General features: G+C 55.7%; 12 protein-coding genes and 1 riboswitch. Of the genes, 7 read left to right on the top strand and 5 right to left on the bottom strand.

The window, feature by feature from the left end; all coding sequences use genetic code 11:
* The first annotated feature begins 12 nt into the window (after positions 1 to 12).
* Positions 13 to 1,452, top strand: coding sequence for a PLP-dependent aminotransferase family protein (locus PW844_RS19130; protein ID WP_299455310.1), 1,440 nt, complete (start codon positions 13 to 15; stop codon positions 1,450 to 1,452).
* 51 nt (positions 1,453 to 1,503) lie between these two features.
* On the opposite strand, the gene thiE is transcribed toward PW844_RS19130, so the two are convergent.
* The 3 genes from thiE to rsd all read right to left on the bottom strand — a co-directional run bounded on the left by thiE (position 1,504) and on the right by rsd (position 4,840).
* Positions 1,504 to 2,139: a thiamine phosphate synthase gene (thiE, locus tag PW844_RS19125; protein WP_299455308.1), complete on the bottom strand. Its 636-nt coding sequence runs from the start codon at positions 2,137 to 2,139 to the stop codon at positions 1,504 to 1,506.
* Positions 2,136 to 4,061, bottom strand: coding sequence for a phosphomethylpyrimidine synthase ThiC (gene thiC, locus PW844_RS19120; RefSeq protein WP_299455305.1), 1,926 nt, complete (start codon positions 4,059 to 4,061; stop codon positions 2,136 to 2,138). The genes thiE and thiC overlap by 4 nt, the downstream gene beginning before the upstream one ends.
* 79 nt (positions 4,062 to 4,140) lie before the next feature.
* Positions 4,141 to 4,241, bottom strand: a riboswitch (TPP riboswitch).
* 92 nt (positions 4,242 to 4,333) lie between these two features.
* Positions 4,334 to 4,840, bottom strand: coding sequence for a sigma D regulator (gene rsd, locus PW844_RS19115; protein WP_299455302.1), 507 nt, complete (start codon positions 4,838 to 4,840; stop codon positions 4,334 to 4,336).
* Between the two features lie 63 nt (positions 4,841 to 4,903).
* Between rsd and nudC the strand changes: the two genes are divergently transcribed.
* From nudC to PW844_RS19085, 6 genes are all read left to right on the top strand, one after another.
* Positions 4,904 to 5,677 (top strand): NAD(+) diphosphatase, encoded by a 774-nt coding sequence (gene nudC / locus PW844_RS19110; protein ID WP_299455299.1) that lies wholly within the window; start codon positions 4,904 to 4,906, stop codon positions 5,675 to 5,677.
* Positions 5,678 to 5,716: 39 nt separating this feature from the next.
* On the top strand, positions 5,717 to 6,784 hold the full coding sequence (gene hemE, locus PW844_RS19105; RefSeq protein ID WP_084871763.1) for a uroporphyrinogen decarboxylase: 1,068 nt from the start codon (positions 5,717 to 5,719) through the stop codon (positions 6,782 to 6,784).
* 2 nt (positions 6,785 to 6,786) lie between these two features.
* Positions 6,787 to 7,455 carry a deoxyribonuclease V gene (gene nfi, locus PW844_RS19100; protein ID WP_299455294.1) on the top strand — a complete coding sequence of 223 codons (669 nt, stop codon included), beginning with the start codon at positions 6,787 to 6,789 and terminating at the stop codon, positions 7,453 to 7,455.
* A 62-nt stretch (positions 7,456 to 7,517) separates the two neighbouring features.
* Positions 7,518 to 8,108 carry a YjaG family protein gene (locus PW844_RS19095; protein ID WP_299455291.1) on the top strand — a complete coding sequence of 197 codons (591 nt, stop codon included), beginning with the start codon at positions 7,518 to 7,520 and terminating at the stop codon, positions 8,106 to 8,108.
* Positions 8,109 to 8,296: 188 nt separating this feature from the next.
* Positions 8,297 to 8,569 carry a nucleoid-associated protein HU-alpha gene (gene hupA / locus PW844_RS19090; protein ID WP_013507416.1) on the top strand — a complete coding sequence of 91 codons (273 nt, stop codon included), beginning with the start codon at positions 8,297 to 8,299 and terminating at the stop codon, positions 8,567 to 8,569.
* A 67-nt stretch (positions 8,570 to 8,636) separates the two neighbouring features.
* Positions 8,637 to 9,305 carry a DUF1481 domain-containing protein gene (locus PW844_RS19085; protein WP_299455287.1) on the top strand — a complete coding sequence of 223 codons (669 nt, stop codon included), beginning with the start codon at positions 8,637 to 8,639 and terminating at the stop codon, positions 9,303 to 9,305.
* A 36-nt stretch (positions 9,306 to 9,341) separates the two neighbouring features.
* On the opposite strand, the gene purD is transcribed toward PW844_RS19085, so the two are convergent.
* On the bottom strand, positions 9,342 to 10,622 hold the full coding sequence (gene purD, locus PW844_RS19080) for a phosphoribosylamine--glycine ligase (RefSeq protein ID WP_299455284.1): 1,281 nt from the start codon (positions 10,620 to 10,622) through the stop codon (positions 9,342 to 9,344).
* An 18-nt stretch (positions 10,623 to 10,640) separates the two neighbouring features.
* A complete protein-coding gene (gene purH / locus PW844_RS19075; protein ID WP_299455281.1) occupies positions 10,641 to 12,230 on the bottom strand; it encodes a bifunctional phosphoribosylaminoimidazolecarboxamide formyltransferase/IMP cyclohydrolase in 1,590 nt (529 codons plus the stop codon).
* Positions 12,231 to 12,521 lie beyond the last annotated feature (291 nt).

Here is a 12,521-nt window from a genome sequence, read left to right as displayed (position 1 = left end):
GTGAGGCATACGATGACGCGTTACCAGCATCTGGCTTGCCTGCTTTCTGACCGCATTGAGCAGGGGCTGTATCGTAGCGGTGAGCGACTGCCGTCGGTGCGTACGCTAAGCATTGAACACGGCGTCAGCATCAGTACCGTTCAGCAGGCCTACCATGTGCTGGAGGAGAAGCAGTTGATTGTGCCGCAGCCGCGTTCCGGTTATTTCGTTGCTACCCGCAAAGCCACGCCGCCTGTTCCTGCAATCACGCGCCCCGCCCAGCGGCCGGTAGAAATCACCCAGTGGGAATCGGTACTGGAACTGCTCAGTAGCCGCATTGAGGGCGACGTCATTCAGTTAGGCAGCGGTATCCCGGATCTGACACAGCCCACCCTTAAACCGTTATGGAAGATTCATGCTCGCATGGCGCAGAAGCAGGATATTAACCTGCTGAATTATGACTCCCTGTTGGGCATCGCAGCGCTGCGCGAGCAGGTCGCCCGTCTGACGATCGATAGCGGCTGCCAGCTTACCGCTGACGATATCGTGATCACCACCGGCTGCCATGAAGCGTTGTCGGTATCTATCCGTGCCGTTTGCCAGCCTGGTGACATCATTGCGGTGGAATCACCGACTTTCCACGGCACCATGCAGACATTGCGTGGTTTTGGCATCCGCGTGATTGAGATCCCTACCGACTCGGTGACCGGCATCAGCCTCGAAGCGCTGGAACTGGCGTTTGAACAGTGGCCGATCAAAGCCGTAGTGGTGGTGCCCAATTGTAATAACCCACTGGGTTTTATCATGCCGGAAGCGCGTAAACGTGCGCTGCTGACGCTGGCACAACGCTTTGATGCCGCAATTATTGAAGACGATGTGTATGGTGAGCTGGCGTGGGAATATCCCCGTCCCATCAGCATTAAATCGCTGGATATGGATGGGCGCGTGCTGTTATGTAGTTCATTTTCCAAAACATTGTCACCAGGCCTGCGTGTCGGCTGGGTTGCGCCAGGGCGCTACCGTGAACGCGTACTGCATATGAAATATATCAGTACCGGTTCATCGGCCACCGTGACGCAGCATGTGGTGGCAGAGTTTATTCGCCAGGGGCATTACTTGCCGCACCTGCGCCGCATGCGTCAGGTGTATCAACGCAATTACGAGACGTTGAGCTGCTGGGTCCGCCACTATTTTCCCTGTGGCATTTGCGTATCGCGCCCCCAGGGGAGTTTCCTGATGTGGATCGAACTACCTGAAGCCTTTGATGCCGTACGCCTGAATGCTGAACTTCGAGAGTCAAAAATTCAGGTGGCGGTGGGTTCATTGTTTTCGGCCTCAGGTAAGTATCGCAACTGCCTGCGTCTGAATTATGCATTGCCAATCAATGAGGCGACTGAGCAGGCGATCGCGCTGGTGGGGGCCGCGGTGGAACATGCGATACTGGCCTGTAGTGCCGAAATGCTGGCGGATTGACGACATCACCTTTTCGTAGCGGCGCGATAAATCGCGCCGCTACAGCCTCAATCATTCTGTGGGCTGGACCCCCGCCAGAGCAAGCAACTCACGCGTGGCGGCTCGCCAGTCTTGTGCCTGGGTGATGGCACTGACGACCGCGATGCTCCCCACGCCCGTAGCCAGCACTTCAGGCGCGCGTGCCAGCGAGATGCCGCCAATCGCCACGGTTGAAATGCCTTCCAGCCTCGCCAGATGACGTTTCAGCTCGGTAATGCCTTGCGGCTCAGACGGCATCTCTTTGGTCTGCGTTGGGAAGATATGTCCCAGCGCGATATAAGAGGGACGTACAGCCAGCGCCCGATCCAGCTCGGCATCGTCATGGGTGGATAAGCCAAGTCGTAAACCCGCCTGGCGAATAGCATCCAGATCGGCCACATCCAGGTCCTCCTGACCCAGATGCACGCCATAGGCGTTATAGCGAATCGCCAATCTCCAGTAATCATTGATAAATAACCGGGCGCGATATTGTTTACCGAGCGCGATGGCATCGCGCACCGCGTCCTCAACTTCGTGATCCTCGCAATCCTTAATTCGTAGCTGAATGGTGCGTACACCCGCTTCCAGTAAACGGGCAATCCACTCAACACTGTCCACAACCGGATAAAGCCCTAAACGCGGAGCGGTACTGGGAAATGGGGTGGTCATACTTTTTCCTCTTTCAAAGCATCGGCAGCATGATACAGCTCGCCGCCACGGCTACGGAAGGCGTCTGACATCTGTGCCATACCCACTTCAATCGGCTGGGCTTCCGCCTGCTGACGGGCGGCAAAATCACGCACTTCCTGAGTGATTTTCATCGAACAGAATTTTGGACCACACATGGAACAGAAATGTGCCACTTTGCCCGATTCCTGCGGCAGCGTTTCATCGTGATAAGCGCGGGCAGTGTGCGGATCCAGCGCCAGGTTGAACTGATCTTCCCAACGGAACTCGAACCGTGCTTTGGACATGGCGTTATCACGGATCTGGGCACCTGGATGGCCTTTGGCCAGATCGGCCGCATGGGCGGCGATCTTATAAGTAATCAGCCCTTGTTTTACATCTTCTTTATTCGGTAATCCCAGATGCTCTTTCGGGGTCACGTAGCACAGCATCGCGCAGCCAAACCAGCCAATCATCGCAGCACCAATACCAGAGGTGAAATGGTCATAACCGGGGGCGATATCGGTGGTCAGTGGGCCGAGCGTGTAGAATGGGGCTTCGTGGCAATGTTCCAGCTGCTCGGTCATATTGCGACGAATCATTTGCATCGGCACGTGGCCCGGGCCTTCGATCATCACCTGCACGTCATATTCCCAGGCGATTTTCGTCAGCTCGCCCAGGGTGTGCAGCTCAGCGAATTGCGCTTCATCGTTGGCATCCTGAATCGAACCCGGACGCAAGCCATCGCCCAGCGACAGCGCAACATCATAAGCGGCACAGATTTCACAAATCTCGCGGAAGTGCAGATACAGGAAGCTTTCCTGGTGATGCGACAGGCACCACTTCGCCATGATCGAACCGCCACGCGAAACGATGCCGGTCAGACGCTTCGCCGTCATCGGGACATAACGCAGCAGCACGCCAGCGTGGATGGTGAAGTAGTCTACGCCCTGTTCAGCCTGTTCCAGCAACGTATCGCGGAAAATTTCCCAGTTCAGATCCTCCGCCACGCCGTTCACTTTCTCCAGCGCCTGATAAATCGGTACAGTGCCAATCGGCACCGGGCTGTTGCGCAGAATCCATTCACGCGTTTCATGAATATAACGGCCAGTGGAGAGATCCATCACGGTGTCGGCACCCCAGCGGGTTGACCACACCAGCTTCTCCACCTCTTCTTCAATCGAGGAACTGACGGCCGAGTTGCCGATGTTCGCATTCACCTTCACCAGAAAGTTACGGCCAATGATCATCGGTTCGGATTCGGGATGGTTGATATTGGAGGGAATGATGGCTCGCCCTTCAGCGACTTCCTGACGCACAAATTCAGCGGTGATATTGGCAGGCAGATGCGCCCCAAAGCTGTACCCCGGATGCTGTTGCAACAATACCTCACCCCGGATACGCTCCCGTCCCATGTTTTCGCGTAACGCAATAAACTCCATTTCCGGTGTAATGATGCCCTGGCGTGCGTAGTGTAACTGGGTCACGCAATGGCCGGCTTTGGCACGACGTGGTTGTGGCAGATGTTCAAACCGCAGATGATCCAGCCCTTCATCCGCCAGCCGTTGTTGAGTGTAGCTGGAACTCAGCTGTTCGATGGTTTCACTGTCACCACGCTCGGCAATCCAGCCCGCGCGCAGTTTTGCCAGCCCCTGATGTACATCAATGGTCGCCGATGGATCACCATAGGCACCGGCGGTGTCATACACCGGCACCGGTTCGTTCGGTTCATACTGCGGGTTATCTTTGCTGCCGCCGATCAGGGTAGGGCTGAGCTGGATTTCGCGCATCGGTACACGAATGTCATCACGGTTGCCGGTGATCCAGATACGTTGAGAGTTGGGAAAAGCGGTGCCTTGCAGTGAATCGATAAATTCCTGCGCCTGGGCGCGTTGTTCACGGCGAGAAGTTTTTGCAACAGACATAGCAATTTTCCTGTAAATGATGGAAGTTGCTTGTCCGGAGTCCGGAAGGAGTAACAGAAACGATGCACGCATCGTACTGATGATGTTTACTCTTGTTCCCTTCGCAGGTACTAACCTGATCAGGTTCCGCGGATCCCGAATTAACGGTCTCAGCCCCAATGGGCACTCCGACAAGAAAATATTTGCGGCTGGTGTGGTAAACCGCAAAACAAAAAAGCCCACTCAGCATAGAAGGGCTTTTTGCGAATAACAAGTTTTTTACAAGTGGCGATTTAAGCCGGGCGGGCGACAGGGCTGTCATTCGCTACCCGTGGGCGTGCCAGCTGATTATCCCACGCCAGACGCACCAGCTTGTCTTCCAGCGTGAAACGCGACTCCAGCACTTCTCCTACTTCAGACAGCGCCTGCTGGAAAGTGACACAGTTGTCGTCAGTGATGGCCTGTTGCAGATGACCATCATACAGCTGCATCATTCGTTCGGTATTCGCCTCCAGTAACGGGTAAATCTGTGCGGCGGCAATCAGGGGGCTGTCGCCATGCATCTCATTGATAATCCTCTCATAAATACTGAAGTGACCAACCGAAAGATAATCCACCAGGTTGTGGCAAAACGCATCCAGCGCCTGCTCATCGAGGGCGCTTAACGCGTCTTTTTTTGGCTTCATGCCAATCAACTGATAATAGTTAACCAACAGCTGACGACGTGCGCGTAACCATGAATCGACAAGTTCGTTACCGCTGCCTACACGCTCGGTCAGGTCATCTAACTGAGTAAGCATACGAGGCTCCATGTGGGTTATAGTTGTTCATTCTGCGAATAGACGCTAAGGATGACGATTTAAATGCAACGTGAGATCTCAAGCGTAGACGCTGGCTGGTGGATTGTCAGCCATGAACAAAAACTTTGGCTACCGCAGGGGGAGTTGCCGCATGGCACGGCGCAACAATTTGGCCTGGCGGGCAGCAGCGGTATGGTGATTGGCGAATGGCAGGGCGAAAATGTCTGGCTGGTGCGTGAATCACGACCCGATAACATGGGGTCAGTTCGCCAGCTGATTGATGAGGACGTTGGCCTGTTCCAGCTTGCCGGGCGCGGCGTACAACTGGCGGAGTTCTATCGTTCCCATCGCTGGTGCGGCTATTGCGGCCACGAGATGCATTTAAGCAAACGTGAATTCGCCTGCCTGTGCGGCCATTGTCGCGAGCGCTATTACCCGCAAATCGCCCCCTGCATCATTGTCGCCATCCGCCGTGGTGATGAGATTTTGCTGGCAAACCATGCGAAGCATCGCAACAACGTTTATACCGTGCTGGCCGGATTTGTCGAAGTGGGTGAAACCCTCGAACAGGCGGTGGCTCGTGAAGTGATGGAAGAAAGTAATGTACGGGTGAAAAACGTGCGTTATGTGACCTCACAACCGTGGCCGTTCCCCCATTCGCTGATGATGGCGTATATGGCGGAATATGACGGCGGTGATTTGCAACATGACGGCAAAGAGCTGCTGGATGCGGGCTGGTTCCGCTACGATGCCCTGCCATTATTACCCCCGCCCGGCACCGTTGCGCGACGTTTGATTGAAGATACCGTTGCCCAGTGTCGCGCCAGCGCGATGTGAAAATGCTACACTGGCGCCCTGCAAGTGAGAGAGCCAATTATGAGTGAACTGAAGAACGATCGTTATCTGCGTGCCCTGTTACGTCAGCCGGTGGATATCACCCCGGTATGGATGATGCGACAAGCCGGGCGTTATCTGCCGGAGTATAAAGCCACTCGTGCTGAGGCCGGTGATTTTATGTCGCTGTGTAAAAATGCTGAGCTGGCGTGCGAAGTCACGTTGCAACCGCTGCGTCGTTACGCGCTGGATGCGGCCATCCTCTTCAGCGATATCCTCACCATCCCCGATGCGATGGGGCTGGGCCTGTATTTTGAAACCGGTGAAGGCCCGCGTTTCTCTCACCCCATTACCTGCCGGGCGGATGTCGATAAACTGCCGGTGCCCGATCCGGAGCAGGAGCTGGGTTACGTGATGAACGCTGTGCGTACCATCCGCCACAACCTGAAAGGCGAAGTCCCGTTGATCGGCTTTTCCGGTAGCCCGTGGACGCTGGCGACCTATATGGTCGAAGGCGGCAGCAGCAAGGCGTTTACCAAAATCAAAAAGATGATGTACGCCGAGCCGCAGACGCTGCATATGTTGCTGGATAAACTGGCAGACAGCGTGATCCTCTATCTGAACGCGCAGATCAAAGCGGGTGCCCAGTCGATCATGGTATTCGACACCTGGGGTGGCGTGCTGACCGGCCGTGACTACCGTGAATTCTCGCTTTACTACATGCACAAGATTGTCGATAGCGTGCTTCATGAAAACGAAGGCCGCCGCGTGCCAATCACCCTGTTCACCAAAGGTGGCGGGCAGTGGCTGGAAGCGATGGCAGAAACCGGTTGCGATGCGCTGGGGCTGGACTGGACCACGGATATTGCTGATGCGCGTCGTCGCGTTGGTCATAAAGTGGCGTTGCAAGGCAATATGGATCCGTCCATGCTGTATGCGCCTCCGGCCCGAATTGAGCAGGAAGTAGCGGGCATTCTTGAAGGATTTGGTGCCGGGGAAGGCCACGTCTTCAACCTGGGCCACGGTATCCATCAGGATGTGCCACCGGAGCACGCCGGTGCCTTTGTTGAGGCGGTGCATCGTCTGTCCCGTCCTTACCATCAGGGTTAACCATGGATTTAGCGGCGCTACGCAGGGAACAGCAACAGCGTGCGGCTGATGTGGTGCGGCAGGACGATTTTGAGGTGCTGCCGCCCCGCTGGATTGCCGGTGCCGATGTGGGCTTTGAACAGGGCGGTGAGGTCACACGCGCCGCGCTGGTGATTCTGGAGTACCCCTCGTTACAGCTGGTGGAGCATCAGATTGCCCGCATCAGTACCACCATGCCGTATATCCCCGGTTTTCTCTCCTTTCGCGAAGTGCCCGCCCTGCTGGCGGCCTGGCAGCAACTCACTCATCAGCCCGATCTGTTATTTGTCGATGGTCACGGTATCTCGCATCCGCGTCGGCTCGGCGTTGCCGCGCATTTCGGCTTGCTGGTGGATGTGCCCACCATCGGCGTGGCGAAGCGGCGTTTATGCGGGCATGTTGAGGCGCTGGAAGAGGCTCCAGGCAGCCGTCAGCCATTGATGGATAAGGATGAGCAGATTGGCTGGGTGTGGCGTAGCAAGGCGCGCTGCAATCCGCTGTTTATCTCCACCGGCCATCGCGTCAGCACCGATAGCGCCCTGCAATGGGTGGAAAACTGTACCGCAGGCTATCGTTTACCTGAGCCGACGCGCTGGGCGGATGCGGTTGCTTCCGGTCGTCCGGCCTTTCTGCGCAGGCAAAATGCGTGTTGACGCTGTTTGCGCGCGGCTTTTGCGGTACACTGCCGCCAGCTAAATTATTGAGAGCAAGTTTGATGTTACAGAACCCCGTCCATTTACGTCTGGCGAAGCTGGAAAGCTGGCAGCACGTCACCTTTATGGCCTGTCTGTGTGAACGCATGTTCCCCAACTACTGGGCCTTCTGTCAGCAGACCGAATTCGCAGATCCGCAGCTTTATCGCCGCATGCTCGATCTCGTCTGGGAAAGCCTGACGGTCAAAGACGCCAAAATCAATTTCGACAGCCAGCTGGAGAAACTGGAAGCGGCAATCCCTAATGGTGATGATTTCGACATCTACGGTGTGCATCCGGCGATTGATGCCTGTGTGGCATTGAGCGAAGTACTGCATGCGCAGCTGAGTGGGGAAACCCTTGAGCATGCCATTGAGGTCAGCCGGACGTCGATCACTACCGTGGCGATTCTCGAAATGACCCAGGCTGGGCGCGAAATGAGCGATGAAGAGCTGCGCGAAAACCAGGCAATTATTGACGAATGGGATCTGCAGTGGGAGATTTTTCGCCTGCTGGCAGAGTGCGAAGAGCGCGACCTTGAACTAATTAAAGGGTTACGTTCTGACCTGCGCGAAGCGGGAATCAGTAACATCGGTATAATTTTTCAGCAATAAGGCGAGAAAACGTGACTTCAGGCCCGAATTAGCGCGCCTGGAGGCTTCACATCAGCCCCCTGTCTGGTCTACATTTGGGGGGCTGAAAATTGTGGCTATCGGTGCGTGCAGGCTGAAGAGTGCCAGAATATGGCTTTTCCCTCGCACTCGTTGCTTAGCAAGCGATAAATACACTTTAAGGATAACTTATGAACAAGACTCAACTGATTGATGTGATCGCGGAAAAAGCAGACCTGTCAAAAACCCAGGCTAAAACTGCACTGGAATCTACTCTGGCTGCGATCACTGAGTCTCTGAAAGATGGTGATGCTGTACAACTGGTTGGTTTTGGTACTTTTAAAGTGAACCACCGCGCTGAGCGTACCGGTCGCAACCCGCAGACTGGCAAAGAGATCAAAATCGCTGCGGCAAACGTACCGGCGTTCGTCTCTGGTAAAGCGCTGAAAGACGCTGTTAAATAAGTTTCCGCGACGCGGTATAGCTTTAAAAGAGGGGCGGCATCGCCCCTTTTTGTTGCCGGAGCCTGCCATGCTGAACCTTTTACATCAGCGCGTCTGCGCTCTGTTATGTGGTGCCCTTCTGGTAGGGTGCAGCTCCACTCCTGATCTTCCTGCCTTTACTGCCAGCGGCTACCTTGCCGACCGTGGCGTAGTGCGTATCTGGCGCAAAAACAGCGACCATCAGTCAATTCATATGCGTACCGTCTTCATTCCCTTTGATGGTGATGCGATGGAGACCACCGATTACAGCTGGCTGAACAACAATCTCACCAACGTGGAACGACAGGTCGCGGGCAAACAACCGGATACCGTCACGTTGCGTTTCGATCAGCAAGGCAATCTCAATTTTATGCAGCGGCAACTGGCCGGGCGACGTGAAGCCGTCAGCAGCGACAGCGTGGAACTGTACCGCTTCGATGCACAGCGGATGCTACAGCAGAGCAATGCGTTGCTGGATGGACGTGTGTTGCTGAGCCAGGGGCACTGGCTGGGCGGGATTCAGGTACGAACCTGTGAAGGTAAAGTCATTAATGCGCCTTTCGATAGCAGCATGGTGGCAGCCCTGACCCAGCAACAGCAGCGCGATCCCTCGGTGTCATTGATGGTGGCATGGCTGGAAGCGCCGGAAGGGGTACAGTTGCTCCATATCACCCCAACGGATGAATGCAGCTGGCAACCAAAAGAGAGCGATTTCTGACGGGAATGAAGAAGGGGCACTGAGTGCCCCTTGTGATTATTTGCGGTTGATGGCGCGATAGCCGATATCGTAGCGACAGAAACTGCCATCCCACGAGATAGGCTTAGCCAGCGCATAAGCACGCTGCTGCGCGGCAGCGACATCTTCACCCAGCGCGGTGACGCACAGTACGCGTCCGCCATTGGTGACCACCAGATCATCTTTGAGGGTGGTACCTGCGTGGAAAACCTTACCATCTGCAACTTCTTCCAGCGGCAGGCCATGAATCTGGTCGCCGGTGTTGTAGTCACCCGGATAACCGCCAGCCGCCAGCACCACACCCAGCGATGGACGTGGATCCCATTGTGAGGTCTGCTGATCCAGTTTACCGTCACAGGCCGCCAGGCACAGCGCCACCAGATCGGACTGCAAACGCAGCATGATCGGCTGGGTTTCCGGATCGCCAAAGCGGCAGTTGAATTCGATCACTTTCGGCTGACCGGCTTTGTCGATCATCAGCCCGGCATACAGGAAGCCGGTGTAAGTGTTGCCTTCGGCTTTCATGCCATTCACGGTTGGCCAGATGATCTGATCCATCACGCGCTGGTGGATCTCATCAGTCACCACCGGAGCCGGTGAGTAAGCGCCCATACCGCCGGTATTCGGGCCAGTATCGCCATCACCGACACGTTTATGGTCCTGGCTGGTGGCCATGGGCAGTACGTTGTTGCCATCCACCATCACGATAAAGCTGGCTTCTTCACCATCCAGAAACTCTTCGATCACGATGCGATGGCCCGCGTCGCCGAAAGCGTTGCCTGCCAGCATATCCTGCACGGCATCTTCGGCTTCTTTCAGTGTCATCGCCACGATGACGCCTTTACCGGCAGCGAGACCGTCTGCTTTGATCACGATCGGTGCGCCTTTCTCGCGCAGGTACGCCAGCGCGGGCTCAACCTCGGTAAAGTTCTGATACTCAGCGGTTGGAATCTGCTGGCGGGCAAGGAAATCTTTGGTGAAGGCTTTAGAACCTTCCAGCTGCGCTGCCGCCTGCGTTGGGCCAAAAATTTTCAGACCGGCCGCGCGGAACGCATCCACCACCCCAATCACCAGCGGCGCTTCCGGGCCGACGATGGTCAGGTCGATGTTTTCCTGCTGGGCAAACGCCAGCAGCGCAGGGACATCAGTGGCACTGATCGCCACATTCTGCAATGCTGGTTCCAGCGCGGTGCCAGCATTGCCCGGTGCCACAAATACGGTCTCTACCAGCGGAGACTGCGCAGCCTTCCACGCCAGGGCGTGTTCACGTCCGCCGTTACCAATCACTAAAATTTTCATCTGTAACGCTCCAAACGATTAATGGCGGAAATGACGCATGTCGGTAAAGATCATGGCGATGCCGTGCTCATCGGCGGCGGCAATCACTTCATCATCGCGAATCGAACCGCCCGGCTGGATTACGCAGGTGACGCCGACGGCAGCAGCAGCATCAATACCATCGCGGAACGGGAAGAAGGCGTCAGAGGCCATCGCCGACCCTTTCACTTCCAGACCTTCATCACCGGCTTTGATCCCGGCGATTTTTGCCGAGTAGACGCGGCTCATCTGACCCGCGCCTATCCCGATGGTCATGTTGTCACGCGCATAGACGATGGCGTTGGATTTAACGAACTTCGCCACTTTCCAGCAGAACAGCGCATCACGCAGTTCCTGTTCGGTTGGCTGACGTTTGCTTACGACGCGCAGCTGGCTGGCGTCGACCATGCCGAGATCGCGATCCTGCACCAGTAAACCGCCGTTAACGCGTTTGAAATCCAGCCCGGCAACGCGGCTCTGCCACTGACCACACACCAGCACGCGAACGTTCTGTTTGCTGGCGGTCACTTTCAGCGCGGATTCGGTGGCTGAGGGGGCAATGATCACTTCGACAAACTGGCGGCTGATGATGGCCTGAGCCGTCGCTTCGTCCAGCTCACGGTTGAAGGCAATGATGCCGCCAAACGCAGAAGTCGGATCGGTTTTATAAGCACGCTCGTAGGCATCCAGAATGGAATCGCCTACAGCTACACCACAGGGGTTGGCATGTTTCACAATCACGCAGGCAGCTTCGCTGAACTCTTTCACACATTCCAGCGCGGCATCAGTATCGGCGATGTTGTTATAGGAGAGCGCTTTACCCTGTACCTGCTGTGCCGTCGCCACTGAGGCTTCTGCGACGTTTTCTTCTATATAGAAAGCTGCGTCCTGATGGCTGTTCTCGCCATAACGCATATCCTGTTTCTTAATGAAGTTAAGGTTTAGGGTACGTGGGAAGCGGCCTGCTGGTTCTTTGCTCTCGCCATGATAAGCCGGTACCAGGCTACCGAAGTAGTTGGCAATCATGCTGTCGTAGGCGGCGGTGTGTTCGAAGGCTTTGATCGCCAGATCGAAACGGGTTGCCAGCGTCAGGGAGTTTTCATTGGCATCCAGCTCCGCAATGATGGCGCTGTAGTCGCTGCTCTTCACCACAATGGCGACGTCTTTGTGGTTCTTCGCGGCAGAGCGCACCATGGTCGGGCCGCCGATATCGATGTTTTCCACCGCATCTTCCAGCGTACAACCCGGTTTTGCGACCGTCTGGGCAAAGGGGTAGAGGTTAACGACCACCATGTCGATGGGGTTGATGGCGTGCTGCGCCATGATGGCATCATCCTGGCCGCGACGACCGAGAATGCCGCCATGCACTTTCGGGTGCAGCGTTTTGACGCGTCCATCCATCATTTCCGGAAAACCGGTGTAGTCAGACACTTCAGTGACCGGCAGGCCCGCATCTGCCAGCAGGCGAGCAGTACCACCTGTGGAGAGCAGCTCAACACCACGGCTGGAGAGTGCCTGAGCAAATTCGAGGATACCGGCTTTGTCTGAGACACTCAGCAGAGCGCGGCGTACAGGACGACGTTGTTGCATGGTGGTTTTATCCCTTGGCTTTGTTTCGCGTAAATAAGAGCGTTACATCAAGCTTAGCGTTTCTCTTCTATATAGAAGAAGCAGCTTGCTTCAGGTAACGCCCCAAAAGGGGCATCCTTGACGTCGCGGGGCATTGTAGCGAAAACGTTTGCGCGATGCTCGACTAAATTCATTTACCCGTCAGGATGTGGATAACCTTGTGTGTAAGTGGGTATAAGACGGGGTTTTGCTGTGGAATGCAGCGAACGGTTGTTTTTATTGAAATTAGCGGTTGCGCATGCCGAACAACTC

Source organism: Pantoea sp. (genome assembly GCF_028283705.1).
In the GTDB taxonomy this organism is placed as follows: domain Bacteria; phylum Pseudomonadota; class Gammaproteobacteria; order Enterobacterales; family Enterobacteriaceae; genus Pantoea.
This window is presented reverse-complemented; position numbering and strand designations above follow the sequence as displayed.

Bases quoted from the DNA above. Each gene is read 5' to 3' on its own strand.
- PW844_RS19130 (WP_299455310.1), top strand. From the start codon at position 13: ATGACGCGTTACCAGCATCTGGCTTGCCTGCTTTCTGACCGCATTGAG.
- thiE (WP_299455308.1), bottom strand. From the start codon at position 2,139: ATGACCACCCCATTTCCCAGTACCGCTCCGCGTTTAGGGCTTTATCCG.
- thiC (WP_299455305.1), bottom strand. From the start codon at position 4,061: ATGTCTGTTGCAAAAACTTCTCGCCGTGAACAACGCGCCCAGGCGCAG.
- rsd (WP_299455302.1), bottom strand. From the start codon at position 4,840: ATGCTTACTCAGTTAGATGACCTGACCGAGCGTGTAGGCAGCGGTAAC.
- nudC (WP_299455299.1), top strand. From the start codon at position 4,904: ATGCAACGTGAGATCTCAAGCGTAGACGCTGGCTGGTGGATTGTCAGC.
- hemE (WP_084871763.1), top strand. From the start codon at position 5,717: ATGAGTGAACTGAAGAACGATCGTTATCTGCGTGCCCTGTTACGTCAG.
- nfi (WP_299455294.1), top strand. From the start codon at position 6,787: ATGGATTTAGCGGCGCTACGCAGGGAACAGCAACAGCGTGCGGCTGAT.
- PW844_RS19095 (WP_299455291.1), top strand. From the start codon at position 7,518: ATGTTACAGAACCCCGTCCATTTACGTCTGGCGAAGCTGGAAAGCTGG.
- hupA (WP_013507416.1), top strand. From the start codon at position 8,297: ATGAACAAGACTCAACTGATTGATGTGATCGCGGAAAAAGCAGACCTG.
- PW844_RS19085 (WP_299455287.1), top strand. From the start codon at position 8,637: ATGCTGAACCTTTTACATCAGCGCGTCTGCGCTCTGTTATGTGGTGCC.
- purD (WP_299455284.1), bottom strand. From the start codon at position 10,622: ATGAAAATTTTAGTGATTGGTAACGGCGGACGTGAACACGCCCTGGCG.
- purH (WP_299455281.1), bottom strand. From the start codon at position 12,230: ATGCAACAACGTCGTCCTGTACGCCGCGCTCTGCTGAGTGTCTCAGAC.